The organism is Brevundimonas sp. (genome assembly GCF_036963785.1).
Lineage (GTDB): Bacteria > Pseudomonadota > Alphaproteobacteria > Caulobacterales > Caulobacteraceae > Brevundimonas.
This window is the reverse complement of sequence record NZ_JBALUS010000007.1, coordinates 46,455-72,943: the sequence shown is the minus strand read 5'-3', so window position 1 is coordinate 72,943 and position 26,489 is coordinate 46,455. Positions and strand designations below refer to the sequence as shown.

General features: G+C 67.0%; 28 protein-coding genes, 1 pseudogene and 1 riboswitch. Of the genes and pseudogenes, 17 read left to right on the top strand and 12 right to left on the bottom strand.

Features of this window, described 5'->3' with window-relative positions:
• Nucleotides 1-142 precede the first annotated feature (142 nt).
• The 3 genes from V7672_RS13780 to ykgO all read right to left on the bottom strand — a co-directional run bounded on the left by V7672_RS13780 (nt 143) and on the right by ykgO (nt 1,036).
• Nucleotides 143-307 carry a hypothetical protein gene (locus V7672_RS13780; protein ID WP_335625147.1) on the bottom strand — a complete coding sequence of 55 codons (165 nt, stop codon included), beginning with the start codon at nt 305-307 and terminating at the stop codon, nt 143-145.
• 176 nt (nt 308-483) lie between these two features.
• Nucleotides 484-759 (bottom strand): DUF2312 domain-containing protein, encoded by a 276-nt coding sequence (locus V7672_RS13775; RefSeq protein WP_123287087.1) that lies wholly within the window; start codon nt 757-759, stop codon nt 484-486.
• A gap of 151 nt (nt 760-910) precedes the next feature.
• Entirely contained in the window at nt 911-1,036 is a 126-nt protein-coding gene (ykgO, locus tag V7672_RS13770; RefSeq protein WP_006274063.1) for a type B 50S ribosomal protein L36, read from the bottom strand.
• Between the two features lie 262 nt (nt 1,037-1,298).
• Between ykgO and V7672_RS13765 the strand changes: the two genes are divergently transcribed.
• From V7672_RS13765 to V7672_RS13755, 3 genes are read left to right on the top strand one after another with little or no spacing between them, the layout of a single operon-like run.
• Nucleotides 1,299-2,582 carry a lytic murein transglycosylase gene (locus V7672_RS13765; RefSeq protein ID WP_335625146.1) on the top strand — a complete coding sequence of 428 codons (1,284 nt, stop codon included), beginning with the start codon at nt 1,299-1,301 and terminating at the stop codon, nt 2,580-2,582.
• 48 nt (nt 2,583-2,630) lie between these two features.
• On the top strand, nt 2,631-3,161 hold the full coding sequence (lspA, locus tag V7672_RS13760) for a signal peptidase II (RefSeq protein WP_335625145.1): 531 nt from the start codon (nt 2,631-2,633) through the stop codon (nt 3,159-3,161).
• A gap of 59 nt (nt 3,162-3,220) precedes the next feature.
• On the top strand, nt 3,221-3,793 hold the full coding sequence (locus tag V7672_RS13755; protein WP_335625144.1) for a DUF3035 domain-containing protein: 573 nt from the start codon (nt 3,221-3,223) through the stop codon (nt 3,791-3,793).
• A gap of 6 nt (nt 3,794-3,799) precedes the next feature.
• Here V7672_RS13755 and ispH read toward each other — a convergent pair whose 3' ends face one another.
• Nucleotides 3,800-4,762 (bottom strand): 4-hydroxy-3-methylbut-2-enyl diphosphate reductase, encoded by a 963-nt coding sequence (gene ispH / locus V7672_RS13750; protein WP_335625143.1) that lies wholly within the window; start codon nt 4,760-4,762, stop codon nt 3,800-3,802.
• Nucleotides 4,763-4,907: 145 nt separating this feature from the next.
• On the opposite strand from ispH, the gene V7672_RS13745 reads away from it, so the two are divergent.
• The 10 genes from V7672_RS13745 to V7672_RS13700 all read left to right on the top strand — a co-directional run bounded on the left by V7672_RS13745 (nt 4,908) and on the right by V7672_RS13700 (nt 15,369).
• Entirely contained in the window at nt 4,908-5,567 is a 660-nt protein-coding gene (locus V7672_RS13745) for a Tat pathway signal sequence domain protein (protein ID WP_335625142.1), read from the top strand.
• Nucleotides 5,564-7,363 (top strand): arginine--tRNA ligase, encoded by a 1,800-nt coding sequence (argS, locus tag V7672_RS13740; RefSeq protein WP_335625141.1) that lies wholly within the window; start codon nt 5,564-5,566, stop codon nt 7,361-7,363. Before V7672_RS13745 ends, argS begins: the two co-directional genes overlap by 4 nt.
• Before the next feature lie 39 nt (nt 7,364-7,402).
• Complete coding sequence (locus V7672_RS13735) at nt 7,403-8,407, top strand: adenosine deaminase (protein WP_335625140.1); 1,005 nt, start codon at nt 7,403-7,405, stop codon at nt 8,405-8,407.
• 106 nt (nt 8,408-8,513) lie between these two features.
• A complete protein-coding gene (locus tag V7672_RS13730; RefSeq protein WP_335625139.1) occupies nt 8,514-8,972 on the top strand; it encodes a peptidase S1 in 459 nt (152 codons plus the stop codon).
• Nucleotides 8,973-9,100: 128 nt separating this feature from the next.
• Nucleotides 9,101-9,198: riboswitch (glycine riboswitch) on the top strand.
• A gap of 132 nt (nt 9,199-9,330) precedes the next feature.
• The gene (gene gcvT / locus V7672_RS13725; RefSeq protein ID WP_335625138.1) at nt 9,331-10,440 is read left to right on the top strand and encodes a glycine cleavage system aminomethyltransferase GcvT; all 1,110 of its coding nucleotides are present in this window, start codon (nt 9,331-9,333) and stop codon (nt 10,438-10,440) included.
• An 11-nt stretch (nt 10,441-10,451) separates the two neighbouring features.
• The gene (gcvH, locus tag V7672_RS13720; protein ID WP_335625137.1) at nt 10,452-10,817 is read left to right on the top strand and encodes a glycine cleavage system protein GcvH; all 366 of its coding nucleotides are present in this window, start codon (nt 10,452-10,454) and stop codon (nt 10,815-10,817) included.
• 53 nt (nt 10,818-10,870) lie between these two features.
• Entirely contained in the window at nt 10,871-12,217 is a 1,347-nt protein-coding gene (gcvPA, locus tag V7672_RS13715) for an aminomethyl-transferring glycine dehydrogenase subunit GcvPA (protein WP_335625136.1), read from the top strand.
• Between the two features lie 11 nt (nt 12,218-12,228).
• On the top strand, nt 12,229-13,812 hold the full coding sequence (gene gcvPB, locus V7672_RS13710) for an aminomethyl-transferring glycine dehydrogenase subunit GcvPB (protein ID WP_442889491.1): 1,584 nt from the start codon (nt 12,229-12,231) through the stop codon (nt 13,810-13,812).
• Nucleotides 13,813-13,855: 43 nt separating this feature from the next.
• Nucleotides 13,856-14,797 carry an SDR family oxidoreductase gene (locus V7672_RS13705; protein ID WP_335625135.1) on the top strand — a complete coding sequence of 314 codons (942 nt, stop codon included), beginning with the start codon at nt 13,856-13,858 and terminating at the stop codon, nt 14,795-14,797.
• Between the two features lie 53 nt (nt 14,798-14,850).
• On the top strand, nt 14,851-15,369 hold the full coding sequence (locus tag V7672_RS13700) for a DUF6789 family protein (protein ID WP_335625134.1): 519 nt from the start codon (nt 14,851-14,853) through the stop codon (nt 15,367-15,369).
• A gap of 67 nt (nt 15,370-15,436) precedes the next feature.
• Here V7672_RS13700 and V7672_RS13695 read toward each other — a convergent pair whose 3' ends face one another.
• The 7 genes from V7672_RS13695 to V7672_RS13665 all read right to left on the bottom strand — a co-directional run bounded on the left by V7672_RS13695 (nt 15,437) and on the right by V7672_RS13665 (nt 20,921).
• Nucleotides 15,437-15,949 carry a F0F1 ATP synthase subunit B gene (locus V7672_RS13695; RefSeq protein WP_335625133.1) on the bottom strand — a complete coding sequence of 171 codons (513 nt, stop codon included), beginning with the start codon at nt 15,947-15,949 and terminating at the stop codon, nt 15,437-15,439.
• 1 nt (nt 15,950) lies between these two features.
• The gene (locus V7672_RS13690; protein ID WP_335625132.1) at nt 15,951-16,538 is read right to left on the bottom strand and encodes a F0F1 ATP synthase subunit B family protein; all 588 of its coding nucleotides are present in this window, start codon (nt 16,536-16,538) and stop codon (nt 15,951-15,953) included.
• Between the two features lie 70 nt (nt 16,539-16,608).
• Entirely contained in the window at nt 16,609-16,833 is a 225-nt protein-coding gene (locus V7672_RS13685) for a F0F1 ATP synthase subunit C (protein ID WP_335625131.1), read from the bottom strand.
• Nucleotides 16,834-16,883: 50 nt separating this feature from the next.
• Nucleotides 16,884-17,669, bottom strand: a complete 786-nt coding sequence (locus tag V7672_RS13680) for a F0F1 ATP synthase subunit A (protein ID WP_335625130.1) — start codon at nt 17,667-17,669, stop codon at nt 16,884-16,886.
• Nucleotides 17,670-17,691: 22 nt separating this feature from the next.
• Nucleotides 17,692-18,042 (bottom strand): AtpZ/AtpI family protein, encoded by a 351-nt coding sequence (locus V7672_RS13675; protein WP_335625129.1) that lies wholly within the window; start codon nt 18,040-18,042, stop codon nt 17,692-17,694.
• 154 nt (nt 18,043-18,196) lie between these two features.
• Nucleotides 18,197-19,948 (bottom strand): DNA repair protein RecN, encoded by a 1,752-nt coding sequence (recN, locus tag V7672_RS13670; RefSeq protein ID WP_335625128.1) that lies wholly within the window; start codon nt 19,946-19,948, stop codon nt 18,197-18,199.
• Nucleotides 19,949-20,060: 112 nt separating this feature from the next.
• Nucleotides 20,061-20,921 carry an outer membrane protein assembly factor BamD gene (locus tag V7672_RS13665; protein ID WP_335625127.1) on the bottom strand — a complete coding sequence of 287 codons (861 nt, stop codon included), beginning with the start codon at nt 20,919-20,921 and terminating at the stop codon, nt 20,061-20,063.
• A gap of 223 nt (nt 20,922-21,144) precedes the next feature.
• On the opposite strand from V7672_RS13665, the gene V7672_RS13660 reads away from it, so the two are divergent.
• The 4 genes and pseudogenes from V7672_RS13660 (at nt 21,145) to pth (ending at nt 24,828) form a co-directional block, all read left to right on the top strand.
• Entirely contained in the window at nt 21,145-22,080 is a 936-nt protein-coding gene (locus tag V7672_RS13660) for a ribose-phosphate pyrophosphokinase (RefSeq protein WP_335625126.1), read from the top strand.
• Nucleotides 22,081-22,172: 92 nt separating this feature from the next.
• Nucleotides 22,173-23,285: a hypothetical protein gene (locus V7672_RS13655; protein ID WP_335625125.1), complete on the top strand. Its 1,113-nt coding sequence runs from the start codon at nt 22,173-22,175 to the stop codon at nt 23,283-23,285.
• Between the two features lie 149 nt (nt 23,286-23,434).
• Nucleotides 23,435-24,049, top strand: a pseudogene (locus tag V7672_RS13650) (50S ribosomal protein L25/general stress protein Ctc); the annotation flags it as partial.
• 170 nt (nt 24,050-24,219) lie between these two features.
• Nucleotides 24,220-24,828: an aminoacyl-tRNA hydrolase gene (gene pth / locus V7672_RS13645; protein ID WP_335625124.1), complete on the top strand. Its 609-nt coding sequence runs from the start codon at nt 24,220-24,222 to the stop codon at nt 24,826-24,828.
• Between the two features lie 3 nt (nt 24,829-24,831).
• Here the strand turns inward: pth and V7672_RS13640 are convergent, their stop codons facing one another.
• Nucleotides 24,832-26,487: a DUF4139 domain-containing protein gene (locus V7672_RS13640; RefSeq protein WP_335625123.1), complete on the bottom strand. Its 1,656-nt coding sequence runs from the start codon at nt 26,485-26,487 to the stop codon at nt 24,832-24,834.
• Between the last annotated feature and the right edge of the window lie 2 nt (nt 26,488-26,489).

Here is a 26,489-nt window from a genome sequence, read left to right as displayed (position 1 = left end):
CGCCGGGGTGGCGGGGGCAGCGCTGTCGTGGGCCGGAAGCCCCCATGTATCCACGGACGTTGGCCCCCTCCACCATCCTTCGGATAGTCCCCCCTCCCCCGATGGGGGAGGAATGGAGTTCAGACCATTCAGACCATTCAGACTATTCAGACGGTGTTTTCGGCCGTTTCCACGGCGGCAGTTCGCCGTTGGCCTTCCTCGTGATTTCCTTGAGCTTTCGGCCCTGCAGGGTCGACAGGGCCTTGCCGGGGGCGCCCTTTTCAGGATCGGCGAAGGCGCGACCGTGTTCGGTGATCCGTTCGGACAACGAATCAAGGAATTCGCATTCCCATTCCGACAGGTCGACGCCCTCGGCCTCGGCGGTGCGGCGGGCTTTCTTCAGGGCGCGGAGGGCGGCGCGTTGCGCGGCCTTGCGCTCGGCCGTGCGCAGCTGCTCCAGCGTCGGCCGTTCCGGGCGGTCAGGCTTTGACCGCCGGATCAGGTTCAGATCTCGCCGAGGGCGGACAGATAGAGGTCGAGGATCGCCTCTTCCTCCTGGCGCTTGGCCTTGTCCTGCTTGCGGATGCGCAGCACCTTGCGCAGCACCTTCACGTCATAGCCCTCGCCCTTGGCTTCGGCGAAGACCTCCTTCATGTCGCCCATGACGGCCTGTTTGTCCTCTTCCAGACGTTCCAGGCGCTCGATCAGGGTGCGCAGGCGCCCCTGGGCGGTCGAGGTCAGCACATCGGGGCTGGATTCAAAGGCGGCGTCATCGGCCATGGGGGTCTCCGAAGGCAGGGGCAGGTCAGGCGACAGGCTTAACGGCTGGGCCCGGATGGCTCAACGTCAGGCACGAAAAAGGCCGCGGACATCGCCCGCGACCTGTGGATGGATCAACCGGCCACAGACGTGGCCGGCCAAACCGCCGTGCTCAGCCTTGCTTGGCTTTGAAGCGCGGATCGGTCTTGTTGATCACATAGACCACGCCCTTGCGGCGAACGATCTTGCAGTCGCGGTGGCGACCCTTGAGCGACTTGAGAGAGCTGCGGACCTTCATGGTCTTTCGTCCTGCGGGCTGATCAGAATACAAAAAGCCGCAAGACCGGACTTGCGGCGGAGCGGTGCCTATAAAGAGGGGCGGCGCGGACGTCAACGCCCCCGTCCCGTCAATCTGCCGGGGCGGTTCACGCGCCTGTGTCCCCCATGCCGCAGTCCGCGCCCCGATGCCGCCATCATGGCAACGCTTTGTTGGGGCGGCGCGCTTACACTGCACACCCTATCTGAAGACCTCCCGCGACAGGACCCGAAACCTCGTGATCATGCGTATTTCTACCCGCCTCATCCTGATCGGTACCGTCGCGGCCTGCGCCCCCATGCTGCCCGAGCCGCCGCTGCCGTCGCTGCCGCAACCGGAGACGTCCCGGCCGATGACCCCGACGACGACGCCCCCGGCCACCACGCCGCCGGCGGCCGATCCGGCCCCGGATCAGGCCGGGTTCGACGGCTGGAAACAGGGTTTCCTCGATCGTCACGACGGCGCCCGCCGCGCGGAGTACGAGCGCGAACTGGCCGGGCTGAGCCCCGATCCCACCGTCATCCGGCTGGACGGCAACCAGCCCGAATTCTCGCGACCGGCCGGCGCCTATGTCCAGAATGCCGTGACCCCGGCCCGAATCGCCCAGGCGAAGCAGCGCGCCGACCGCGTGCCGTGGGCCGTCGTCCAGCGCTTCGGCGTCCCGACCGAGATTCTGCTGGCCATCTGGGCCCAGGAAAGCGCCTTTGGCCAGGTGCAGGGCGACTTTGACGTGATCCGGTCGCTGGCCACCCTCGCCTATGACGGTCGCCGCCGGGACTGGGCCGAGGGCCAGCTCAAGAATGCGCTCGACATCGTCATCGACGGTCGCCGCGCCCGCTCGGGCCTGAAGGGCAGCTGGGCCGGGGCCATGGGCCAGACCCAGTTCATGCCGGACAACTATCTGCGGCTCGGCATCGATCAGGACGGCGATGGCCGGGTCGATATCTGGGGCTCGGACGCCGACGCCCTCGCCTCGGCCGCCAATCTGCTGGATCAGGCCGGCTGGAAGCGCGGCCAGAGCTGGGGCTATGAGGTCCTCCTGCCCGACAATTTCGATTACGGCCTGGCCGAAGGTCCGCGCCACGACTGGGCTTTCTGGAGCGCGCGCGGCGTGCGTCTGGCCCACGGCGGCATGCCGACCGAGGCCGAACAGGCCGAGGGCGCGACCCTGCTGTTGCCCCAGGGCGCCCGGGGCCCGGCCTTCCTCGCCCTGCCGAACCACTATGTGATCCGTCGCTACAACAACTCGGTCTCCTATGCGCTGGCGATCGGCCTGACCGCCGACGGCATCCAGGGCAAGCCGGGTCTGACGCGGACGTGGCCGGACGACGCCCCCCTGTCGCGCGATCAGCGAATCGGCACCCAGCGCGCCTTGACCAGCATGGGCTATGACACCCAGGGCATCGACGGCATCATCGGGGCCAACACGCGCGCCGCCCTGCGCCAATGGCAGATCGACACCGGGCGGCTGGCCGACGGCTATCTGACCGCCGAACTGGCCGACGAGCTGATCCGCATGGCGCGCTGACGCTTTTCGCTTCGCCTGATGGCGGCTTCCTGCTAACCGCCTGCGGTCATGAATCTCCCGCGCATCTCCTACGCCGCCTACGGCTTTGCCCTGACGATCATCATCGTCGATCAGCTGACCAAGGCCTGGGTCCTGGCCCGGCTGGGCACGACCGATCTGGCCCTGATCCCCAACGGCTTCCGGCTGCTGGATATCTGGCCGCCGTATCTGCGCTTCACCTATCTGCTGAACGACGGCGTCAGTTTCGGCCTGTTCGGCGGGGGCGCCGGGCGCTGGATCCTGTCGGTGTTCTCGCTGGTGGTGGCCGGCGCGCTCGCCTGGTGGGCCACCCGCGCGGATCGCCGTCTGCTGATCACCGCCATCGGTCTGGTGATGGGCGGGGCGCTGGGCAATGTCATTGACCGGATCCGGTTCGGCGGCGTCGTCGATTTCATCGATCTGTCCGGCACCGGCCTGTTCCCGTGGGTGTTCAACATCGCCGACAGCGCCATCACCATTGGCGTGATCCTGCTGGTCGTCGACGCCTTCCTGTCGGAACGTGAGGCCCGCGAGGTTGGCGTCGCCAACGAAAAGTCGTAATCACAGGGTCTTCACTAAGATCCCAGGTGCCCGCCGCGCCACAGGAGCCGAGCCTATCCATGCGTAACCGTAAAGTTCTAGCCGTCGCCGTCGTGGCCATTGCCGGTCTCAGCCTTCAGGCCTGCTCGAATTTGCGCCAGAGCGTGGGCCTGACCAAGGTCGTCCCGGATGAGTTCCTGACCGTGTCGCGCGCGCCCCTCTCGGTCCCGCCGGAATACGGCCTGCGCCCGCCGGTTCCCGGCCAGCCGCGTCCGCAGGACGTGACCCCGGAACTGGTCGCCCGCCAGATCCTGGCCTCGGAGCGCCAGTCGGTGACCCGCTCCGCCGGTGAGCAGGCGCTGGCCAGCCGCGTCGGTGCCGGCACCGGCCAGATCGACGGCACGATCCGCTATGTCATCGACGACCAGTTCGGCGACATCGCCCACAAGGAAGAGAACTGGGCCAACCGCGTCATGTTCTGGCGTCAGGACGACCCGTCGACCCAGACTGAAACGCGTGTGCTGACCGCCGATGGCATCCTGCCTATCGACCCGTCTACGGAATATGAGCGCCTGCAGACCCTGACGGGTGGCGAGAATGCCATTGTCATCACCCCGCGTCGTGCGCCCAGCTTCAAGCTGCCGGGCCTGTAGGACCGGTCAGTCGATCAGAGCTCTCGGCAGTTTGAAGGTGACGGCTTCCCGGACACCGTCATCCTCGATCACGGTCGTGTCGAATCGTAGCCCGATGGCGTCCACCAGATCGGTGATCAGCTTCTCCGGGGCCGAGGCCCCGGCGGTGACGCCGACCGTCTGAACGGCATCGAACCAGCGCCAGTCGATGGCCGAGGCGTCATCGACCAGCCGGGCATCGCGGGCCCCCGCGCGCAAGGCCACCTCAACCAGCCGGGCCGAGTTCGACGAATTGGCCGAGCCGACGACCAGCACCAGATCGCTGCCCGCCCCCAGTCGCTTGACGGCCTCCTGACGATTGGTCGTGGCGTAGCAGATGTCTTCCTTGTGGGGATCGGGCAGTTCCGGAAACCGCGCCTTCAGCACCGCCAGGATCTCGGCCGTGTCGTCGACCGACAGCGTCGTCTGGGTGGCATAGGCCAGAGGCTGGTCACCCAAGCGCTGAAAGGCCTCGGCATCCTCGACCGTTTCCACCAGCGAGATGGCCCCGGCCGGAAGCTGCCCCATGGTGCCGATCACCTCCGGGTGCCCGGCGTGGCCGATCAGGATGATGTGCCGACCTTCGTCGTGGCGGCGCTCGCACTCCACATGGACCTTGGACACCAGCGGACAGGTGGCATCCAGAAAGAACATGTCGCGCGAACGGGCCGCCTCCGGAACCGCGCGGGGCACACCATGGGCCGAGAAGACGACCGGCCGGTCGTCCGGGCATTCATCCAGCTCCTTGACGAACACGGCCCCCAGCGCCTTCAGCCGCTCGACGACATGCCGGTTGTGGACGATCTCGTGACGCACAAAGACCGGCGCCCCATACTTTTCGAGGGCCCGCTCGACGATCTGGATCGCCCGGTCGACCCCGGCGCAAAAGCCACGCGGGGTTGCCAGACGTACAGCCAGCGGCCGACGTTCAGAGGGGGAAGGGGCTGACATGTCCATGCCTCCAAACTAGGCATCTCCGGGCCTTTGCGCCACCGGCCGTTTGCGGTGCCTCGCTTTAGCCGTTATCAGCGGGATGCTGTTGCCTTCGGATACCGGGCAAATGGCCCAACCAAACCCGGGAAATGTAGAGACACAGATGCGTCGCGTTCTTGCCCTTGCCTTCGTCGCCGCCGTTTCGCTGGCTGTCCTCCCCGACACCGCCCAGGCCCAGAGCCGACCGCAGGAAGGTGGCCAGAACGCCGACGGCTCGTCCATCCAGCCCCGACAGCGCGCCCGCACCTTGCCGCTGGGGCGCCAGGCCAATGCGGGCCCCTGCCCGATCGTTCGCGTGCTGTACGATGCCGCGCGCTATGTCGAACTGGCCGACAACCGGGCCCTGGCCGCCAATGTCGGATACACCGGCGAGATCGAAGGCGTGACCTCGGACTGCCGCTATCGCAACGACGACCCGATCGTGGTCGACACCAATATGCTGTTCACCCTGGGCAAGGGACCGAGCGCCGAGGGCGACGGCCGCACCTATCGCTATTGGGTTGCGGTCACCAGCCGCGACACAGCCGTTCTGGCCAAGCAGTATTTCGATCTGCCGGTCCAGTTCGACGGCCAGGACCGCACCAGTGTCAGCGAGTCCCAGACGATCGTCATCCCGCGCGCCAGTGCCCAGACGTCAGGCGCCAATTTCGAAATCCTGATCGGGTTCGACATTACCCCCGAGATGGCTGAGTTCAATCGCGTGGGCAGCCGGTTCTGCGTCGACGCCACGGGCACCAGCCCCGGGACCTGCATCAACCGATGACCGATCTGAAATCGCGCCTCGGCGAAGCGGTCGCGGCCGCCTTCGCCGCCGAAGGCGTGGCCTCGGACAAGGTTCGGGTCACGACCTCTGATCGCCCCGACCTCGCAGACTTTCAGTCGAACGCGGCCCTCGCCGTCGCCAAGGCGCACGGCACCAATCCCCGCGATCTGGCCGGACGTGTGGCTGCGCGGCTTGAGGGCCATCCCGATCTGACCTCGGTCGAGGTGGCCGGCCCCGGCTTCATCAATCTGGTGGTATCCCCTGCCGCCCTGTCGGCACGCGCCGCCGAGGTGCTGGCGGATGACACCCGCCGGGGGGCCGAGGCCGTTGACCATGCCCGCCGTGTGATCATCGACTATGCCGGGCCGAATGTGGCCAAGCCGATGCACGTCGGCCACCTGCGGTCGTCTATTATCGGTGAAAGCCTGAAGCGCCTGTTTCGCTTCAGGGGCGACCACGTCTGGGGCGATGCCCACTTCGGCGACTGGGGCTTCCAGATGGGCCTGCTGATCGTCGCCTGTGCGGACGAAGGCCTCGGCACACCGTTCATGGCCACCGAGGGCCCCTTCCCGGCCGACAGTCCGGTGACGCTCGAGGATCTGGAGCGTCTGTATCCGACCGCCGCAGCGCGCGCCAAGGCCGAGCCGGCGTTCCGCGACCGCGCCCGCAAGGCGACCGCCGAACTTCAGGGGGGGCACGCCGGCTACCGTGCGCTCTGGACCCACTTCGTCGCGGTCAGCCGCACGGCCCTGGAGCGCGAGTTCGGGGCGCTGGGCGTCACCTTCGACCTGTGGAACGGCGAGAGCGACGCCGATCCCCTGATGGCGGGCATGATCGCCGATCTGGATGCCAAGGGCCTGCTGGTCGAGGACCAGGGCGCCCGCGTCGTCCACGTCGCCGGCCCGGGCGAGACCCGCAAGAAGAAGCTCGACGACGGCTCGGTCGTGGAGGCGCCCAGCCCGCCACCCCTGCTGGTCGTCTCGTCAGAGGGCTCGGCCATGTATGGCTCGACCGACCTGGCGACCATCGTCGACCGCCGCAACCGCATCGACCCCCAGCTGATCCTGTACGTCGTCGACGAGCGTCAGGCCGAGCATTTCGAACAGGTGTTCCGTGCCGCACGGCTGGCCGGCTATGCCGCCGACGGCGAGCTGGAGCATCTCGGCTTCGGCACCATGAATGGGCCGGACGGCAAGCCCTTCAAGACCCGCGCAGGCGGCGTGCTGAAGCTGCACGACCTGATCACCACGGCCACCGACAAGGCCCGCGAGCGGCTGAAGGAAGCGCGCCTTGGCGACGACCTGGCGCCCGAGGCCTTCGACGACACGGCGCACAAGGTCGCGGTCGCCGCGCTGAAATTCGCTGACCTGTCGAACGCCCGCACCACCAGCTACATCTTCGACCTCGATCGCTTCATCAGCTTCGAGGGCAAGACCGGCCCCTATCTGCTGTACCAGTCGGTGCGCATCAAATCCCTGCTGCGCAAGGCCGGCGACGCCATGCCCGCCGATACGGCGATCCGCGTGGATGAACCCGCCGAGCGGGACCTGGTCCTGACGCTGGACGCCTTCTCGGGCGCCGTGTCCGACGCCTATGACAAGCGCATGCCGCATCTGGTGGCCGAACACGCCTATCGGCTGGCCCAGTCGTTCTCGAAATTCTACGCGGCCTGCCCGATCCTCGGCGCAGAGGACGCCACCGTCTGCGCCTCGCGTCTGGCCCTGTCGCAGGCGACGCTGGCCCAGCTGGAACTGGCGCTGGACCTGCTCGGCATAGCGACACCGGAACGGATGTAGCCTAGGCTGAACCGGTTCGACGTCCCGGAGAGCCCAGCCATGTCCCTGCGCCAATTCATCGCCGGCCTGCCCAAGGCCGAACTGCACCTGCACATCGAAGGCTCGCTGGAGCCCGAGCTGATGTTCGAGCTGGCGAAACGAAACAGGGTGTCCCTGCCCTTCGACAGCGTCGAGGCCGTGCGGGCGGCCTATGATTTCTCGAACCTGCAGGACTTCCTCGACATCTACTACGCTGGCGCCGATGTGCTGCGCACCGAGCAGGACTTCCACGACCTGGGCCTGGCCTATTTCCGACGTGCAGCCGCCGACAGCGTGCGCCACGCCGAAATCTTCTTCGATCCCCAGACCCACACCGACCGCGGGATCCCCTTCCAGGTGGCGATCGATGGCCTGCTGGCCTCAATGGACCGGGCCGAGGCCGAACTGGGCGTCTCGTCGAGCCTGATCCTGTGCTTCCTGCGCCATCTGGACGAGGACGCCGCCTTCGCCACGCTCAAGGCCGCCGAGCCCTGGCAGGACCGGATCCTCGGTGTCGGTCTGGACTCGTCCGAGGTCGGCCACCCGCCATCGAAATTCCAGCGGGTGTTCGAATGCGCGGGCGAAATGGGCCTGAAGCGCGTCGCCCACGCGGGCGAGGAAGGGCCGCCGGACTATATCTGGCAGGCGCTGGACCTGCTCAAGGTCGACCGCATCGACCACGGCAACCGCGCCATGGAGGATCCCGCCCTGATCCGCCGCCTCGTGGCCGAAAACATGACCCTGACCGTCTGCCCCCTGTCGAATCACAAGCTGTGCGTGGTAGATGACCTGGCCCGCCACCCCCTGCCTGCCATGCTGGAGGCCGGGCTCAAGGTGACGCTCAACTCGGACGACCCGGCCTATTTCGGCGGCTATGTGAACCGCAACTATGAGGCCATGGCCGACCAGACGGGCGTGACCCGCGATCAGCTGGTCGAGATCGCCATCAACAGCTTCGCCGGGTCCTTCCTTCCGGAAGCAGAGAAGGCGCGGCATGTCAGCGCCGTGGGAGCATACACCGCCTAGAACCGCGATCAAAGAACACTGATAAGTTTGCATTGCGAGCGGCCCGCCAAGCGTTACAGTAAGCGCACCGGGTCAGGCGATTGTGCCGGCCCATGGAGAAGCACGAATGAAGACGTCCTTGTTGCTCACGACCCTTGCCGGGTTCTGCCTGGTGGCGTCGGCGGCCACCGCCCAGGACCCCTCGGCGACCCCGGCCTTCGGGCAGGTCAGCCTGTCGGCTGGGTTTCCCAATGACCCATACACGGTCGAGCTGTTTGCGGGCGGACCGGTCGACGGGGGCGCGCTTCCCGGTGCCTGTGTGGGGATGATCGGCGACGCGCCGGACTTTCGCCTGAACTTCAGTGCCAATGGCGCCATGCCGCTGTTCATCCGGACGATCTCGGGCTCTGACACGACCCTGATCATCAACGGTCCCGACGGTCAGTGGCACTGCGATGACGACAGCTATGGCGACGGCGACGCCCAGGTCCGTTTCGGGCGGCCGCAAAGCGGCGTCTATGACATCTGGGTCGGCGCGTTCAGCGGCAATCCGGAGACCATTCTGGTCATCACCGAAATCGAATAGGCCCGGCAACGCCGGACTGACACACCCTCCGGCGGCGACGCCGGAGGGTGTTGTGCATCAGGGGCTGCGGCAATCCCGCCCTTTCCGCACTGACGCTTGACTCCGGCCCCGTCCGCGCACAGGGAAGACGGGCTCTCGCGGGAGAGATCGGGGTCACGCTTTTGACTTCGGAGCCGAAGGCGCAACCGCCCCGGAAACGCTCAGGCAAAAGGACCGCGAGGCGCACCAGACGCTGGAAAGAGCCCGGCCGGGCTCGCCGACGGAGCAAGGCGAACCCGTTCGCCGGAATCTCTCAGGCTTCGAGACAGCGGGGGCTTCACCGGGCGGGAAACCGTCTGCGAACGAGAGCCCGACACCGATGACCGAACTGAAGACCACACCCCTGAATGCGGCGCACCGGGCGCTGGGCGCGCGCATGGTCGGCTTCGGCGGCTATGACATGCCGGTCCAGTATGAGGGCGTGCTGGCCGAGCACCGCTGGACGCGCGAGCACGCCGGTCTGTTCGACGTCTCGCACATGGGCCAGGCGCGTATCACCGGCGCCGACGCCATCGGCTGGTTCGAACGGTTCGTCCCCGGCGACTATCAGATCCTCAAGGACGGCAAGCAGAGATATTCCCTGCTGCTGAACGACGACGGCGGCATCATGGACGACCTGATGGCCGGCAAGCCCGACCATGCGGGCCTCTATGTCGTGGTCAATGCGGGCAACAAGGAAGAAGACTTCGCCTACCTGCAGTCCCGACTGGAGGGCGACGTCACGCTGACGCGCCTGGAAGATCGCGCCCTGCTGGCCATCCAGGGGCCCGAGGCGGCCGAGGTCATGGCCGCGCACGAGCCTGTGCTGTCCGAGATGGGCTTCATGGACTCCGCGCGGCTGATGCTGTTCGGCGCCGACTGCTTCATCTCCCGCTCGGGCTACACCGGCGAGGACGGCTATGAGATTTCCGTGCCCGGTGATCAGGCCGAGCGCATCTGGAACACACTGTTGGAAGACGCCCGGGTCAAGCCGATCGGTCTGGGCGCCCGCGACAGCCTGCGCCTCGAGGCCGGCCTGCCCCTGCACGGCCACGACATCGACCCGACGACCAGTCCGGTCGAAGGCGCCCTGACCTTCGCCCTGTCGAAGTCGCGCAAGGAGCGCGCCGACTTCCCCGGCGCTGACCGTATCCTCAAGGAGCTGGCCGACGGCCCGGCCCGCGTCCGCGTCGGCCTGCACGTCAAGGAAGGTGCTCCGGCCCGGGAAGGCGCCGAGATCGCCGACGCCGACGGCACGGTCGTGGGCAAGGTCACCTCGGGTGGCCCCTCCCCGACCCTCGGCCACAACATCGCCATGGGCTATGTTCCGCCCCATCTGTCCGCGCTGGGCACCGACCTGAAGGTCATCGTGCGCGGCAAACCGGCCGCCGCCACCGTCATCGCCATGCCTTTTGTGGCACAACGCTATTATCGCAAACCGAAAGCCTGAGAGATCAGACCATGAAGTTCACCAAGGATCACGAGTGGGTCAAACTGGACGGTGACGTCGCCACCGTCGGCATTTCGAAGCACGCCGCCGACCAGCTGGGCGATGTCGTCTTCGTCGAGGTGCCCGAAGTCGCCAAGACCGTCGGCAAGGGCGACAGCTTCGCCGTCGTCGAGAGCGTCAAGGCGGCGTCGGACGTCTATGCCCCGGTCTCGGGCGAGGTGGTCGAGGCCAATGAGGCGCTGTCCGGCGCCCCCGAAACCGTCAATGCCGATGCCGAGGGCGAGGGCTGGTTCGCGAAGATCAAGGTCTCCGATGCCTCGCAGATCGAAGGCCTGATGGACCGCGCCGCCTACGACGCCTTCCTCGCCACCCTCTGACCCCGCTTCCGGGCATCTGATCAACAGTCAGATGCCCGGCCAGGACCCTGACCATGCGCTACCTCCCCCTGACGCCCGACGACCGTGAGGCCATGCTGGCCGCCATCGGTGTGAAATCGATCGATGACCTGTTCGTCGATGTGCCCGGAGCTGCCCGACTGGACGGCCCGGTCGACCTGCCGCGCGTGGCGGGCGAGCTGGAGGTCGAGCGCGCGCTGGGCGCCATGGCGGCAAGGAACGCCACGGCGGGCACCGTGCCCTTCTTCTGCGGAGCCGGGGCCTACAAGCACCATGTGCCGGCCACGGTCGACCACGTCATCCAGCGGTCCGAGTTCCTGACCAGCTACACCCCCTATCAGCCGGAAATCGCCCAGGGGACCCTGCAGTACCTGTACGAGTTCCAGACCCAGGTCGCGAACCTGACCGGCATGGCTGTGGCCAATGCCTCGCTCTATGACGGTTCGACCGCCATGGCCGAGGGCGTGCTGATGGCGACCCGCGTGACCCGCCGCAACAAGGCGGTGATCTCTGGCGGCGTCCACCCCCACTACGTCAAGGCCACCGAGACCGTCGTCCATGCCGTCGGCGTCGAGACCGAGGCCCTGCCCGCCGCCGTCGACGCCGAGGCGGACGTCATCGCCCGGATCGGGCCGGACACCGCCTGCGTTGTCGTCCAGACCCCCAACGTGTTCGGCACGGCGACCGATGTGACGAAGATCGCCGAGGCCGCCCACGCCGCGGGCGCCCTGCTGATCGTCGTCGTCACCGAGGCCGTGTCGATGGGCCTGCTGAAGTCGCCCGGCGAGATGGGGGCCGACATCGTCGCCGCCGAGGGCCAGTCGATCGGCAACGCCCTGAACTTCGGCGGCCCCTACGTCGGCCTGTTCGCCACGCGGGACAAACTGGTGCGCCAGATGCCGGGCCGCCTGTGCGGCGAGACCGTGGATGCCGACGGCGAGCGCGGCTTCGTCCTGACCCTGTCGACGCGCGAGCAGCACATCCGCCGCGACAAGGCGACCTCGAACATCTGCACCAACTCGGGCCTCTGCACCCTCGCCTTCACCATCCACATGAGCCTGCTGGGCGAGACCGGCCTGCGCCGTCTGGCCCTGCTGAACCATGAGAAGGCCGTCGCAACCCGCGATGCGCTGAAGGCCGTTCCGGGCGTCGAGGTCCTGACCCCGCGCTTCTTCAACGAGTTTGCGGTGAAACTGCCGAAGCCGGCGGCCGAGGTCGTCGAGCAACTGGCCAACCACCACATCCTGGCCGGTGTTCCCTACAGCCGCCTGGCCCCCGAGGCAGGCATGGACGACGTGCTGCTGATCGCGGCGACCGAGACCACCACCGACGCTGACATCAAGATCCTGGCGACGTCGCTCGCCAAGGTTCTGGCGAACTGAGGACCGGACCGATGAGCACCATGAACACGGTCGGCCGTCCGACCACCCCGAACGCGGTCGAGAGCAAGCCCGCCACCCTGACCGGCGGCCGGGGCCTGCTGCAGAACGAGCACCTGATCTTCGAGAGCGACGGCTGGGGCAAGACCGGCGTCGATCTGCCGGAGCCCGGGACCGACGGAAGCGATCTCGGCGACCTCGTCCGCCGTGATCCCATTGGCCTGCCCGGCCTGTCGGAGCCCGAGACCATGCGCCACTATGTGCGCCTGTCGCAGAAGAACCATGCCATCGACCTGGCGATCTATCCGCTGGGCTCGTGCACGATGAAGCACAACCCGCGCCTGAACGAGAAGATGGCGCGTCTGCCCGGCTTTTCCGACATCCACCCGCTGCAGCCGCAATCGACGGTTCAGGGTGCGCTTCAGCTGATGGACACGCTCAGCCACTGGCTGACCACCCTGACGGGCATGCCGGCGGTCGCCCTGTCGCCCAAGGCGGGCGCGCACGGCGAGCTGTGCGGCCTGATGGCCATCCGGGCCGCGCACCGCGCCGCCGGCAACGGTCTGCGGTCCGACACGCCGCGCAACAAGGTCCTGGTGCCCACCAGTGCCCACGGCACCAATCCGGCCACAGCGGCCTTTGTCGGCTATACCGTCGTCGAGATTGCCCAGACCGAGGACGGCCGGGTCGACCTCGCGGACCTTGAGGCCAAGCTGGGTGACGACGTGGCTGCCATCATGGTGACCAACCCCAACACCTGCGGCCTGTTCGAGCGCGACATCCTCGAGATCAGCCGCCTGACCCACGAGGCCGGCGCCTATTTCTACTGCGACGGCGCCAACTTCAACGCCATCGTCGGCCGGGTCCGCCCCGGCGACCTCGGCGTCGATGCCATGCACATCAATCTGCACAAGACCTTCTCGACCCCGCACGGTGGCGGCGGGCCGGGTGCCGGTCCGGTGGTGCTGTCCGAAGCGCTGGCCCCCTTCGCCCCCGCCCCCTGGGTCGTGAACACCGGCGACGGCTTCAAACTGGTGGAGCGTGAGGAAGACGAGGCCGAGCAGGCCTTCGGCCGCCTGTGCGCCTTCCAGGGCCAGATGGGCATGTATGTCCGCGCCCTCAGCTATATGATGAGCCACGGCTCGGACGGCCTGCGTCAGGTCGCCGAGGATGCGGTGCTGAATGCCAACTACATCAAGGCCCGCCTGTCCGACGTCATGTCGGCCGCCTTCCCCGAGGGGCCCTGCATGCACGAGGCCCTGTTCGACGACGAGTGGCTGAAGGGCACGGACATCACCACGCTCGACTTCGCCAAGGCGATGATCGACGAGGGCTTCCACCCGATGACCATGTACTTCCCGCTGGTCGTCCACGGGGCGATGCTGATCGAGCCCACCGAGACGGAGTCCAAGGCCGAGCTGGACCGCTTCATCCACGCCATGCGTGCCCTGGCCGAGGCCGCCAAGGCCGGCGACGTCGACCGGTTCAAGGGCGCGCCCTTCCACGCCCCGATGAAGCGTCTGGATGAAACCCGCGCGGCGCGTCAGCCGGTCCTGCGCTGGACCGCGCCCGACGGATCCAACATGGCGGCAGAATAGGCGCCCGACTTGCCATACCCCCGTGTCCTCACGACATGGGGGTATGACCTCCTTTACGACCGACGACATTCCCGACCTCACCGGCCGCCGTGCCATCGTGACAGGCGCCAACAGCGGTACCGGCTTTGAGACAGCGAAAGCGCTCGCCGCCAAGGGTGCCGACGTCATCGTCGCGGCCCGCAGCCATGACCGGGCGATCACCGCCATCGCCGATATCAAGACGAAGCAGCCCGACGCCCGCCTGCGGTTCGAGGAACTGGACCTGTCGCGCCAGACGTCGGTCACGGCCTTTGCCGAGCGCCTGCTCGCCGAGGGACGTCCCGTCGACATTCTGGTCAACAATGCGGGCGTCATGGCCCTGCCCGCCCGTCGGGAGACCGAAGACGGCTTCGAAATGCAGCTGGCCACCAACTACCTCGGGCATTTCGCCATGACGGGCCGACTGCTGCCCCTGCTGGGCGCCGGCCGGGCCCGCGTCGTGCAGGTGTCCAGCATCGCCCATCGACAGGGCCGGATCCGGCTCGATGACCTCAACTACGCCGAGGGCTATGACGCCTGGCCCGTCTACGCCCAGTCCAAGCTGGCCATGCTGATGTTCGGGCTGGAACTGGATCGCCGCAGCCGGGCGCACGACTGGGGCCTGACCAGTGTCGTGGCTCACCCCGGCGTGGCCCGTACCGGACTGATCGCCAATGGACCGCTGGTCGGCTCAAGGATCGGCCGGGTGGTACACGGCTGGGTCGTTCGGCCCCTGATCGAGCCTCTGGTGACCCACAGCCAGGCAGCCGGGGCCCTGCCGATCCTGATGGCGGCGACAGCGCCTGACGTTGCCGCCGGCGCCTATCTCGGGCCGACGAAGATGCGCGAGATCAAGGGCCCCCCGGGTCCCGCAGTCCCCGCAGAACAGGCCCTCGACGCCGATGTGGCATCCCGTCTGTGGTCCAGTTCCGAGCAACTGACTGGCGTGGGCTGGGGCCTTAGCTGAACGCCGCGCACGGGATTGTGAACACGACCTCCCCTGATGCGCGTATGATGAGGATGCGTAATCAGAACCCAAAACAAGCGTTGGGAGGCGCATTGGTCATGATGTCACGCGTTTACAAAGGTATGATCGCCGGATTTGTGGCGGCACTTGCTGTTGCAGCACTTGAGGCGGCTCAGTTGTGGGCCGGTCCCTGGGTCGCGGGCTTTCCCCGACTTGTTACGGTGATGCTCGGAACCGAGTCCATTCCATGGATCGGTTGGGCCGGACACTTGCTGTTTGGCACGCTGATCCTTGGGCCCCTGTTCGGCATTCTGTGCCCCCGGATGCCGACCGAGATGCCTGAAACCAAGGGCGTGGTCTTTGCCGTCGGGGCCTTCCTGGTGATGGGGCTGACGATCGCTCCGCTGATGGGCATCGGCATGTTCGGCATGCGCGCCGGCTTCTTCACCGTCGCATGGCTGGTGCTCACGCACGTCGTCTTTGGCGCAGTGATGGGCAATGTCTATGCCCGACTGGTCGGCAAGGCCTGGCGGCAGGCACGGGTCCGCGACCACGTTCATCTGGCGCACTAGGCTGAAATGCGAAACGGCCCCGGAGGATCACTCCGGGGCCGATGTCGTTCGGTGCTGAGGTCGCCGCCTAGTTCAGGCGGGTGCCCATCTGGGCGATCGCGTCATCGACCAGCGGGTCGCGCTTCTGCGAGGCCAGACGGGCCGCCAGAATGTCTTCCGCAGCCTTGATGGCCAGCTCGGCGGCCGCAGCCTTGACCTCGGCCGTGGCCTGGGCCTCGGCCTGGGCGATGCGACGTTCGGCCAGCGTCTGACGACGGGCCAGAGCCTCTTCCAGCTTGACCTTGGCGTCCTCTTCCAGACGACGCGCATCGGCCTCGGCGGCTTTCAGCATGTCGGCCGCCTGGGCCTCCGCCTCCGCCTTCTCAAGCTTGATTTGCGCCAGCAGGGCCTCGGCCTCGGCGCGCAGGCGGGCCGCCTCGTCGAGCTCCGACTGGATCTTGTTGGCCTTGTCGTCCAGAGCCGCACCGACCATTTTGAAGGCGCCGGTGAAGATCAGGATGCCGAAGAACAGCAGCAGGCCCGCGGCCACCCACAGCTCGGCATTCGAAAGGTCATACAGGTGGGGATCGAAAAACAGCATATCAGGCGCCTTTCACAGAGGCGGCTTCGGCAGCGGTAAGGCGGGTGCCGGTCAGGCGCTCCACCACAGCAGCGGCAGTGTCAGACGCGATCGCCGAGACGTTGGTCATGGCGGCGTCCCGGGTCTTGGCGATCACAGCCTCAGCCTCGGCGATACGGGCGTTCACCACAGCTTCCTCGGCCGCAGCGCGACGGTTGGCCTCATCAGTGACCCGCGCCTTGGCGGCAGCCGCCGTGGCGCGCGAGGCCGACCGGGCCTCCGCCACTTCAGCCTTGGCGGCCTCGGCCTGGCCGGCCGCTTCAGCCTGCACCTGGCGAGCCGCTTCGATCGCTCCGGAGATCGTCGAAGACCGCTCGTCGAAGACACGCCGCATGCGGGGCGCAAACACCTTGGCGATCAGCAGATAGAGCAGGGCAAAGAGGAACAGCAGATAAATGATCTGACCGCCCCAGTGCTGGAACTCGAACTGGGGCAGACCTCCGCCTTCCTCCGGCCCGTGCGCGGGCTCGGCGGTGGTGGTGTAGGTCGCGCCGACCCCTGCGGAAGCTTCCACGGGGCCTGGAACGTCGGATTGAACGGCGGTGCTCATGAACTCGTCTGTCTGCAATTCAGGCGAAGGCAGCGCCCTCGAGACGAGGGGGCTGCCTTCGGAGGTTCGATCAAACGAAGTAGATCAGCAGGCCAAGCACGAAGGCCAGGATGCCCAGGGCTTCGGCAAGCGCCGCGCCCACGAACAGGTTGCCGATCTGGGCGCCGGCGGCCGACGGGTTGCGCAGGGCGCCCGCCAGGAAGTTGCCGAAGATGTTGCCCACGCCGATACCGGCGCCGATCATTCCGAGGGTGGCGAGGCCGGCACCGATGGCCTTGGCGGCTTCTACTTCCATGGTCTCTAGTCCTAGTCTGGGTTGGTTGAGAGGTAAGGGACGGATCCGGCCTAGTGGGCATGATCCAGATTGACCACATCATTCAGGTAGATGCAGGTCAAAACGGCGAAAACGAAGGCCTGAAGGAAGGCCACGAGGAATTCCAGAGCGGTCAGTCCCAGCACCATGCCGAGCGACAGGCCCGCAGCGGGCAGGCCCAGCAGGCCAAAGCCGCCGCCGGCGGCCAGTGCGCCGAGGGACACGACGAACCCGGCAAAGACCTTCAGGGCTACGTGGCCGCCCAGCATGTTGCCGAACAGACGCAGGGCCAAGGTCAGGGGGCGCAGCATGAAGGCGATGAACTCGATGAAGCCGACGATCGGTCGCATGACCAGCGGAGCGCCCGTCGGCCAGAACAGCAGGAAGAAGCGGAACCCGTTCTTGGCAAAGCCGATGATCAGCACCAGGCCGAACGTCAGCATGGCAAACGTCGCCGTCACTGCGAGCTGCGCAGTCGCCGTGAAAGTCAGGAACATGCCGAGCAGGTTCATGGCGAGGATCAGGGTGAAGATCGTGAACACGAACGGGAAATACTTGCGGCCTTCATGACCGATGATCGAGTCGGTCAGGCCGTCGATCATGCCGAACAGGGTCTCGCCCGTGGCCTGAAGTCGACCGGGGACGACCGAGGCCCGCGCGGTCACCATGTTGAGGAACAACACGATCACGGCAAAGGCAATCGTCATCGCGACGTGCGAATTGGTGATGGCAAGGTCAATCACGCCCAGACCCGGAACGGTCACGTCGGGCAGGTCGACGATCTTGACGATCTCAAACTGATGAATCGGATCGGCCATCTAGCCCTAACGTCCCTTGGTCTTACTCGTCTTCGTCGAAGGGAACCGACTTCGGCTCCCCTTCCAATCTTGCTTCTGCCATCAGGCGATTCGCCGTCCGACGCGCCATCCAGACCGATACGGCGAAGCCCGAAAGCACGCCGACAATCAGGCCCCACGGCACGGTTCCGAAGAACCGGTCAAATACAAAACCCCCGGCGAGGCCCGCAAAGACGCCGCCGAACAGTTCGGCCAGGATACGCCACGCCTTGCTGGCAGCGGCAGCCTGGACGCCATGATCGCCGACTTCGCGCGTCGTCCTCGCCTCCAGATCGGATGCGCTTCTGGTGAGACGAGCGATCGCCTCTTCACGCGATTCCGGGGGCAGTGACATGAGCGGCCTCAGCGCTCCGACGGGTGCCGGAGGGGGTCTGAATTCGGCGCGGAACCTATAGGCGGTCGGGCGTCAGGTCAAGGCGTCCTGACCCCGGGCTCAAGCCCCGAAAATACAGGGAAAATTCGCACGCAAAGCCCCCTGTGGCGATGCGTCACCTGTCGGGGTGCTCGATCAGGGCGCGGGCGGCGGCGCGGGCCTCGTCCGTGACCACGGCACCCGACAGCATGCGGGCGATCTCCTCGTCCCGCTGGGCGGCATCCAGTACCTCGACCGTGGTAAAGGTGGCACCGTCGCGGTCGCCCTTGCGCACCTTCCAGTGGGTGTGACCGCGTGCCGCGACCTGGGGGCTGTGGGTGACGACCAGCACCTGACCGCCGCTGGCCAGTCGCTGCAGGCGGCGGCCTACGGCTTCGGCGACAGCGCCCCCTACGCCCTGATCCACTTCGTCAAAGATCATCACGGGCTGGACCTGCTCGGGACGGGCCGCCAGTGCTGCCTTCATCGCCAGAGCAAACCGCGCCAGCTCCCCGCCCGAGGCCACGGTGTCCAGCGGGCCGAACGGCTGACCCGGATTGGTCGAGATTTCAAACCTTACAGTCTCGGCCCCCCGCGCGCCGCGGCGTTCCTCGGGCAGAGGCTCCAGCGCCACCCGAAAGCGGGCCCGGTCCAGCTTCAGTGGGCCCAGTTCCCCGGCCACAGCCTGGGCCAGACGGTTGCCAGCCTCGGCCCGGCGCGACGAAAGGGTGGCGGCGGCTGCATCATAGGCCGCGCGCGCGGCGGTCAGCGTCCGTTCCGCGGCGGTCAGCGCTTCCGCCCCGTCCTCAATCAGGCGCAGCTGCTCGCGCAGGCGGATACGCAGGCGCGGCAGCTCCTCGACCGTGGTGTTCAGTTTGCGGGCGGCGGCGCGCAGGGCGAACAAGCGCTCCTCGGCCTTGTCCAGACGTCCCGGCTCGACATCCAGCGCATCGGCGGCCTGATCCAGCTGGGCGACCGCCTCCATGGCCTCGACGAGGGTGCGGTCAATCGCCTCGGCCGCAGCCGCGAGGCGCAGGACGACCGGGTGGTCGTGCCCGGACGCTTCCGAGGCTGTGCCCTGATTTTCCGCCTCAAGCCGCACGGCCTGCAGCGCCCGGCCCCGTGCATGCTCCACAGCCCTGAGGGCCGCCGAAAGTCGTTGTGACAGCTTGTCGCCGCCCAGCGAGTCCCGCGCCTCGGACAGATCAGCCAGCGCCTTTTCCGCAGCTCCCAGCAGTGCCCGCTCGCCCGCCAGCTCGGCCTCTTCGCCCGCCCGGGGGTCCAGAGCGTCCAGTTCCTCGAGCGCAAGGGTCAGTTCTTCGGCCCGGGCGGCGGCTGTGCTGGCTTCCGCCCTAAGGCTATCCAGCCGCTGCTGGGCTTCGCGCCGGGCTTCATGCGCCCGCGCCACAGCCGCGACGTCGTCGTGCAGACCGCCATAGCCGTCCAGCGCGCCGGGATGGGTCCGCGCATCCAGCAGGCCGACCGTCTCATGCTGGCCATGCACCTCGACCAGTCCCTGCGCCAGCGCCCTCAGCGCATTCACCCCGACGGCCTGATCATTGATGAAGGCGCGGCTGCGGCCGTCCGCCCCCAGCACCCGGCGCAGGATCAGCTCCTCGCCCGGCTCAACCTCCAGCCCTTTGTCACGCGCCTCGGCCAGCCAGTCGGCATCCGCAGGCGTGTCGAAGGTGGCGGTGGCCACGGCCTGGGCCGCACCGGAACGCACCAGTCCGGCGTCGGATCGGGCGCCCAGCGCCAGACCCAGAGCGTCGAGGATGATCGACTTGCCCGCCCCGGTCTCGCCGGTCAGCACGGTCAGGCCGGAGCCGACCTCAAGGTCCAGCCGGTCGACCAGCACGATGTCGCGAATCGACAGGGCGGTCAGCATGGAGGGCGGCCTGTCTGGCGGTCGGAATGATTCGACATGGGGCCGATCATAGCGCCGGGCTGCGTCCTGACGATGCGCTGTTCCGTGTTTGGTCCCGAATTCAGCCCCGAACTCAGCCCGGGATGATCCGGCTGAGCCAGCCTTCGCGGCGGGCCTCAGGTTCGACGTCCGGACGCTCGCCCTGATCGGTCAGCAGGGCATAAGCCTCGCTGTACCAGGGGCTGCCCGGGAAGTTGTGGCCCAGAACCGCGCCATTGCGGATAGCCTCGTCCTTCAGGCCCAGCACCAGGCTGACCTCGACCAGACGATAGAGGGCCTCGGGGGCATGCGAGGTACGCTGGAACTCTTCGTTCTCGACGACGGTGCGATAGCGGTTCATCGCCGCCAGCGGCTGGTTGGCGCGCTGATAGTAGCGGCCGATTTCCATTTCCTTGCCGGCCAGCTGGTCGTTGACCATGTCGATCTTGACCAGGGCATCAGAGGCATAGGCCGTGTCCGGATAACGGCGGGCGACCTCGCGCAGCGCCGCCAGGGCATTCTCGGCATAGCCCTGGTCCCGGCCCACGTCGGTGATCTGCTCAAAGAAGCAGATCGCCTTCATATAATAGGCATAGGCCGCCGAGGGATTGCCGGGGAACAGCTGGATGAAGCGGTCCGAGGCGGCGATGGCCTCGGCATAGCTGTTGTTCTGATAATAGGCGTAGATCTGCATCAGGATCGAATGCCGCGCCCACTCGGAATAGGGGTGCTGACGTTCCACTTCCTGGAAGTAGTCGATGGCGTCGCGCCAGCGCTTGCGCTCCAGCCGCTCGTAGCCGGTGTTGTACAGCAGCTCGACCGGGCGCTCTTCATAGGCCAGCTTCGGCCGCTCCCGACCATTGTTGCAGGCTGCCACTGTCAGCGAGAAGACAACAACCGCTGACAGGATCAGACCGGAACGGAATTTGGAAACAGGCACTGATTGCGACCCCATGATTACCGGCCGGAAGGCGCGCCGCAGCGGGCCATCCGGGAGACGAAGCGATCTCTACACCAGCGAAACCCAAGCGCCAATCACGTGCAGACCAATGTCGGATTTGATCCGGAATGCTCGTGAAGCGGCTTGATGCCTGACGCCCCGCTGTTAAGAAGCGCCCACACCCCGGACGCTTCCTCTCCCTATTGGCGGTCCGATGAGGGCGAAAGGATGACGGGCCATGAAGCTGCTATCCGGCAATGCCAACCGAACGCTGGCCCGCGCCATAGCCGATCACCTCGATATGCCGCTGACCCGCGCCGACGTGAAACGCTTTGCGGACAACGAGGTGTTTGCCGTCATCGAGGAAAATGTGCGCGGCGAGGATGTCTTTGTCATCCAGTCGACCAGCTATCCGGCCAATGACAATCTGATGGAGCTGCTGATCATGACCGATGCCCTGATCCGGGCGTCGGCGAAACGGATCACGGCCGTCATGCCCTATTTCGGCTACGCCCGGCAGGACCGGAAGACCGGCGGACGCACGCCGATCTCCGCCAAGCTGGTGGCCAATATGATCACGCGGGCCGGGGCCCACCGGGTGCTGACCATGGACCTGCACGCCGGCCAGATTCAGGGCTTTTTCGACATTCCGACCGATAATCTGGTCGCCACGCCCGTGCTGGCGCAGGACATTCGGGAGAACTATCCGCGCGGCGATGATCTGATGATCGTCTCGCCCGATGTCGGCGGTGTGGTGCGTGCCCGGTCACTGGCCAGCCGCCTCAACGCTGACCTGGCCATCGTCGACAAGCGCCGGGCCAGGGCCGGCGAGAGCGAAGTCATGAACATCATCGGTGATGTGCAGGGGCGCCGCTGTATCCTGTTCGACGACATCGTCGACTCGGGCGGCACCCTGGTGAATGCCGCCAAGGCCCTGATCGACCAGGGCGCCACCGAAGTCTCGGCCTACATCAGCCACGGCGTGCTGTCCGGGCCCGCCGTCAGCCGCGTCAACGACGGCCCGCTGAAGGAACTGGTGATCACCGATTCAATCGAACAGCCGCACGAAGTGGCCACGTGCAAGAAGATCCGCACCGTGTCGGTCGCTCCCCTGATAGGCGAGGCGATCCGCCGAATCGCCAACGAGGAGTCCGTCTCCAAGCTGTTCGATTAACGGTCGGAAAACGCTTCATCCCGCGTTATAAGAGCCCGGATCGCGACGCTTTCGTCTGCGTCGCCCGAGTATTCAGTGGGGAAGCCCTGTCGATGACCCGAGTTCTTCGGTCCACCACCGCCCTGTCCCTCGGCCTGAAGGGCGGCACCCTGGCCGCCCTGGCCATGGTCGCCGCCTGTGCCGCGACCGAGCCGGAACCGCCGCCCCCGCCGCCGCCGCCTCCCCCGCCGCCTCCGGCCCTGGCCCTCAATCAGGGTGTGTCCGAGGCCGCCTCCATCTATGTGGCCTTCATCCGCGAGGTCGGCACGATCGAGGCCGGTTTCCCCGATGCCGAGTCGATCCAGAATGCCATTCGCAAGGGCTCGGCCTATGAGCCGGCCCAGCTCTCACGCGGCATGATCGCCTATGGCGCCGTCCTGGCGCTGCAGTCGCCCGAGTTCGTGGCCGGCGTGCGCCAGTACGCCGCCGACCCCGTGCAGCGAGAGGAAGTCATCAATCGCATCATCCAGGACCCGGCCTACGCCGCGACCCTGCCGGGCGCTGACGCTGCGGCCGGTCTGATCGTCAGCACCCTGGGCGAGGACATTGCCGCCCTGTCGACGATTGCCGAAGCCATCAAGGAAGATGCCTATACGATCCAGGGGCGCGACGACCCCCGGCGCCGCTGGGCCATCCGGCCGATTGACGAGCGTCAGGCCCGTCTGGACGCCGCCAAGGCCAACTCGGCCGTTGTCATGCTGCCCTCCGCCGAGGACGCCAGCCTGTTGTTCACAGCGGCCCACGCGGGGTCCGGCCTTGAACTGGCACCGATCAAGCTTCAGCCGCCCTATACCCAGCCGGTGATCAATTCGCTGGCCATCGCGGCGCTGGCTGCGTTGGGGGCCGGGGGCGACGACTTCCGGACCTATACCGAGGCGCTGGTCGTCGAGACCGGAAACGAATTCTGCCTCAACATGTCCAAGCTGAACCTGTTCCAGTGCCTGGCCGCCTCGCGGCCTCACTATGAGGACATCTTCTGCATCGGGCAGCACATCGTCAGCGATCTGGCGACCTGCGCCGCCCAGAGCATGGGGCCGATGCCGGTCATGGTTCCGACCACAGCCTTTGCCCTTGAGGATGCATCCGTATCGGATGCGCCCGCCGCGACCGCTGCAGCCGCAGCGGACACGGCCCAGTCCCAGGCGCCGTCACCCGGTCGCCCCTGAGGCACCTACGCGGGTTGCTGTATTGGATGCAAAGCCGGTTGCACGCCGGGTCGCATCCGTGTAATAGCCCGCGCTCTTGAATTCGAGGGATGCAATCCCCGCTGCGCGCTGTCTTTGGAAGCGCGGCGTGCGTTATTGAGGCGAGCCCGATGGCCGAGATCATTCTGAACGTTGACGTCCGTGACGGCGTCGGTACCGGCAGCGCCCGCGCTGCCCGTCGTGCGGGCGCCGTTCCCGGCGTGCTGTACGGTGGCGACAAGGCCCCGGTGGCCATCTCGGTCAACGAGAAGGACTTCCGCAAGAACCTGTACACCGGCAAGCTGCTGGGCCACCTGGTGACCCTGAAGTACGGCAAGGAAACCCAGCCGGTTATCGCCAAGGACGTGCAGTTCGACCCCGTGTCGGATCGTCCGATGCACTTCGACCTGATGCGCGTCGAAGAAAAGCAGGTGATCAAGATCGAAGTCCCGGTGCACTTCATCAACCACGACGAATGCGCCGCCTTCCGTCAGGGTGGCTCGCTGGAAATCGTTCGCCACACCGTCGAGATTTCGGTCCGCGCCGACCACATCCCCGAGGAACTGGTCGTCGACCTGGCCGGCCACAAGATGGGCGACACCATCCGTATCTCGGACATCAAGCTGCCCAAGGGCGTCGAGCCCGCGATCGGCGACCGCGACTTCATGGTTGCGGCCATCAAGATCTCGTCCGCTGCCAAGGCTGACGCCGCCGACGAGGCTGCGGATGAAGCCGCCGCCGAGGCCGAAGCTGAAGTGGCCGCCGACGAAGTGCCCGCCACCGCCCAGGGCGAAGACGGCGAAGCTGCTGCCGAAGAGACCCCGGAGAGCTGATCCTCTCCCTGCTTCACGGCATGATTTGACCCCGCGGCCCATTCCCTTCAGGGAGTGGGCCGCGACCGTTTTGGACCCTGCCCATGATCATCCTGGCGGGCCTGGGCAACCCCGGGCCGAAGTATCAGAACAACCGGCACAACATCGGCTTCATGGCGGTCGATGTGATCGCCGACCGTTGGCGCTTCGGTCCCGAACGGGCCAAATTCCAGTCCGTCGTGCGCGACGGCGAGGTCGAGGGCCACAAGATCCTTCTGATGAAGCCCCAGACCTATATGAACGAAAGCGGTCGCGCGGTCGGTGAGGCCGCACGCTTCTTCAAGGTGCCGCCCGGTGACATTGTCGTCTTTCACGACGAGATCGATCTGGCTCCCGGGCGGTTTCGCATGAAGACCGGCGGCGGGGCTGCGGGTCAGAACGGCATCCGCTCGTTGATCGCTCATCTGGGCGCCGACTTCCGCCGGGCGCGTCTGGGCATCGGCCACCCGGGCCAGCCGCAACTGGTCATGCCTCATGTACTGGGTGATTTCCACAAGGCGGAATATCCGTGGCGGGATGCCCTGCTGAACGCCTGCGCCGACGCCCTGCCCTTCCTTCTGACCGGTCAGGACGAGCGCTATCAGGGCGAAGTCCTGCGTCTCGCCCCCGCGCCCAAATTCAGCCCCCGTCAGGCCGCGCAGAACGGCGACTAGGGCTCAGTACCGGATCCGGTAGGTGTAGGTCAGGGTCTCGTTGCCCCCCGGCGCCAGGGCCACGGTCCATGCCGGATAGCCGTTTTCGCTGACGGCGCCGGCGCGGCTCTCGTCCGTGATCAGGAAACCCGGAAGGTAATAGTCCTGGGGAATGATCTCGACCGTGGCCGGGTCGCGGCCCGCATTGCTCACAACCACCTCGACAGTGACGAGGGTGGTCGTGATATCGTCGGCCACGCTGGATCGATAATCGGTGGTGCGAATGGTCGCCCGGACGTTGGGTGACCGGCCGATCCGCAATTCAACCGGCAGGCCCACCGGGCGGTCCGTGCTGCGGGCCTCCCCGCTGAAGAAAGCCGCCCCGCCCTCTTGCTGCTGGCGCAGGCTCCAGGTGCCTCCGGGCAAGGCCACGCCGAGCGCCGACCCCGGGTCGTTGTCCAGCTTCAGGATGATCTCGGTGTCAAAGGGGCCGTTCAATGCCGGCCCGTCGGCGCGCGCAGAGACCCGTATCCGGTAGATCCGCTCGACCGGCACGTCCCGACGCTCGAGGAACCGCACCTGCTTGGTCTGGCGGGCCGCGACCGTCGTGCGCTCCGGGAGGGTGTAGATTTTGTAGTCACCCAGTTCGCCCTGCTCGGCCATCGGCGGAGGAGGAGGCGGTGGCGGAGGGGGAGGCGGGGGAGCTGGCGGAGGGGGCGCGCCCGCGCGCGCGCGGTAGCCGGCGACGACGATATCCTCAGCGCCATAGAAATCCGGCATCTCGCCCTCGGTCGTCGTATCCTGCGGCCAGCACCCGGCGCGGCGCGGCAGTCGCACCGCATCGACCGGGACGGTGCCCGACTCGGTCCTCAGATTGCCGGCCACAGCCTGGACCGGGGCATCGACGAATCCCGTGCTGCCGAAATTGGCCAGGGTCAGCCAGCCCGTCAGGGTCATGGAGCGCCCGTCCGGCGCCAGCTCGGCCACATAGTCGCTGGACCACTGCAGCCCGGTCGCCAGATAGGCCAGGGTCACCGTATAGCGGCCCGCCTCGCCCGCGCGCGTCCGCACCGACAGGCTGGGCTGGTCGCTCAGCCCCTCGGGCACACGGTCGAACACCACGCGCTGGGTCAGGCCGGAACAGCTGAGGGCCTCAAAGCCGCCGTCGACCTCCAGGACCGGACCATTGGCCCCCGCCCGGATGACCGCAACCCGTTCCTCTGACCGGCCCGTCACGGGGTTGATCCGCACCACCCGCACCGTCTCTCCGATCGACCGCTCGAACAGGGAGCCGGGCGTCAGCAGATCGAAGTCGGTGTTCCGCTCGATCACCCCGGCCGGCAGGCCCTCCAGTACCGCGCTTTGGCCGACAATGCCGCCCGCCACGCCCTCGAAGCGGATTACGGCCTCGCCCGCGGGCAGGTCGACCGTGCGGGTCTCGACGATCAGGGCCAGACCCTCGCGGTCCAGTCGCCTCCAGCTTTGCTGCGATTGGCGCATCAGCTCGACCGTGTTCACCGGCCGGTCGCGATAGATGACCACCGACACGGCCTCGGGACCGGACGAGACAGCGATGGCGGGCTCCGCCACGGCCACTGGCGCGGCGGCCTGGGCCAGGGCCGCAGGCGCCGCCAACCCCGACAGGGCCAGTATGGCGATCAGACTGGTGCCGGCGCGCATGG

Excerpts from the sequence above, each read along its gene's own strand:
- V7672_RS13735 (WP_335625140.1), top strand. The coding sequence starts at position 7,403 with ATGTCCCTGCGCCAATTCATCGCCGGCCTGCCCAAGGCCGAACTGCAC.
- V7672_RS13755 (WP_335625144.1), top strand. The coding sequence starts at position 3,221 with ATGCGTAACCGTAAAGTTCTAGCCGTCGCCGTCGTGGCCATTGCCGGT.
- V7672_RS13675 (WP_335625129.1), bottom strand. The coding sequence starts at position 18,042 with ATGTCACTGCCCCCGGAATCGCGTGAAGAGGCGATCGCTCGTCTCACC.
- V7672_RS13775 (WP_123287087.1), bottom strand. The coding sequence starts at position 759 with ATGGCCGATGACGCCGCCTTTGAATCCAGCCCCGATGTGCTGACCTCG.
- V7672_RS13655 (WP_335625125.1), top strand. The coding sequence starts at position 22,173 with ATGACCCGAGTTCTTCGGTCCACCACCGCCCTGTCCCTCGGCCTGAAG.
- V7672_RS13660 (WP_335625126.1), top strand. The coding sequence starts at position 21,145 with ATGAAGCTGCTATCCGGCAATGCCAACCGAACGCTGGCCCGCGCCATA.
- V7672_RS13705 (WP_335625135.1), top strand. The coding sequence starts at position 13,856 with ATGACCTCCTTTACGACCGACGACATTCCCGACCTCACCGGCCGCCGT.
- V7672_RS13690 (WP_335625132.1), bottom strand. The coding sequence starts at position 16,538 with ATGAGCACCGCCGTTCAATCCGACGTTCCAGGCCCCGTGGAAGCTTCC.
- V7672_RS13685 (WP_335625131.1), bottom strand. The coding sequence starts at position 16,833 with ATGGAAGTAGAAGCCGCCAAGGCCATCGGTGCCGGCCTCGCCACCCTC.
- ispH (WP_335625143.1), bottom strand. The coding sequence starts at position 4,762 with ATGTCAGCCCCTTCCCCCTCTGAACGTCGGCCGCTGGCTGTACGTCTG.
- ykgO (WP_006274063.1), bottom strand. The coding sequence starts at position 1,036 with ATGAAGGTCCGCAGCTCTCTCAAGTCGCTCAAGGGTCGCCACCGCGAC.
- argS (WP_335625141.1), top strand. The coding sequence starts at position 5,564 with ATGACCGATCTGAAATCGCGCCTCGGCGAAGCGGTCGCGGCCGCCTTC.
- gcvH (WP_335625137.1), top strand. The coding sequence starts at position 10,452 with ATGAAGTTCACCAAGGATCACGAGTGGGTCAAACTGGACGGTGACGTC.
- pth (WP_335625124.1), top strand. The coding sequence starts at position 24,220 with ATGATCATCCTGGCGGGCCTGGGCAACCCCGGGCCGAAGTATCAGAAC.
- gcvPB (WP_442889491.1), top strand. The coding sequence starts at position 12,229 with ATGAGCACCATGAACACGGTCGGCCGTCCGACCACCCCGAACGCGGTC.
- V7672_RS13700 (WP_335625134.1), top strand. The coding sequence starts at position 14,851 with ATGCGTAATCAGAACCCAAAACAAGCGTTGGGAGGCGCATTGGTCATG.
- V7672_RS13640 (WP_335625123.1), bottom strand. The coding sequence starts at position 26,487 with ATGCGCGCCGGCACCAGTCTGATCGCCATACTGGCCCTGTCGGGGTTG.
- V7672_RS13745 (WP_335625142.1), top strand. The coding sequence starts at position 4,908 with ATGCGTCGCGTTCTTGCCCTTGCCTTCGTCGCCGCCGTTTCGCTGGCT.
- gcvT (WP_335625138.1), top strand. The coding sequence starts at position 9,331 with ATGACCGAACTGAAGACCACACCCCTGAATGCGGCGCACCGGGCGCTG.
- V7672_RS13680 (WP_335625130.1), bottom strand. The coding sequence starts at position 17,669 with ATGGCCGATCCGATTCATCAGTTTGAGATCGTCAAGATCGTCGACCTG.
- V7672_RS13695 (WP_335625133.1), bottom strand. The coding sequence starts at position 15,949 with ATGCTGTTTTTCGATCCCCACCTGTATGACCTTTCGAATGCCGAGCTG.
- V7672_RS13730 (WP_335625139.1), top strand. The coding sequence starts at position 8,514 with ATGAAGACGTCCTTGTTGCTCACGACCCTTGCCGGGTTCTGCCTGGTG.
- recN (WP_335625128.1), bottom strand. The coding sequence starts at position 19,948 with ATGCTGACCGCCCTGTCGATTCGCGACATCGTGCTGGTCGACCGGCTG.
- V7672_RS13665 (WP_335625127.1), bottom strand. The coding sequence starts at position 20,921 with ATGGGGTCGCAATCAGTGCCTGTTTCCAAATTCCGTTCCGGTCTGATC.
- V7672_RS13765 (WP_335625146.1), top strand. The coding sequence starts at position 1,299 with ATGCGTATTTCTACCCGCCTCATCCTGATCGGTACCGTCGCGGCCTGC.
- gcvPA (WP_335625136.1), top strand. The coding sequence starts at position 10,871 with ATGCGCTACCTCCCCCTGACGCCCGACGACCGTGAGGCCATGCTGGCC.
- lspA (WP_335625145.1), top strand. The coding sequence starts at position 2,631 with ATGAATCTCCCGCGCATCTCCTACGCCGCCTACGGCTTTGCCCTGACG.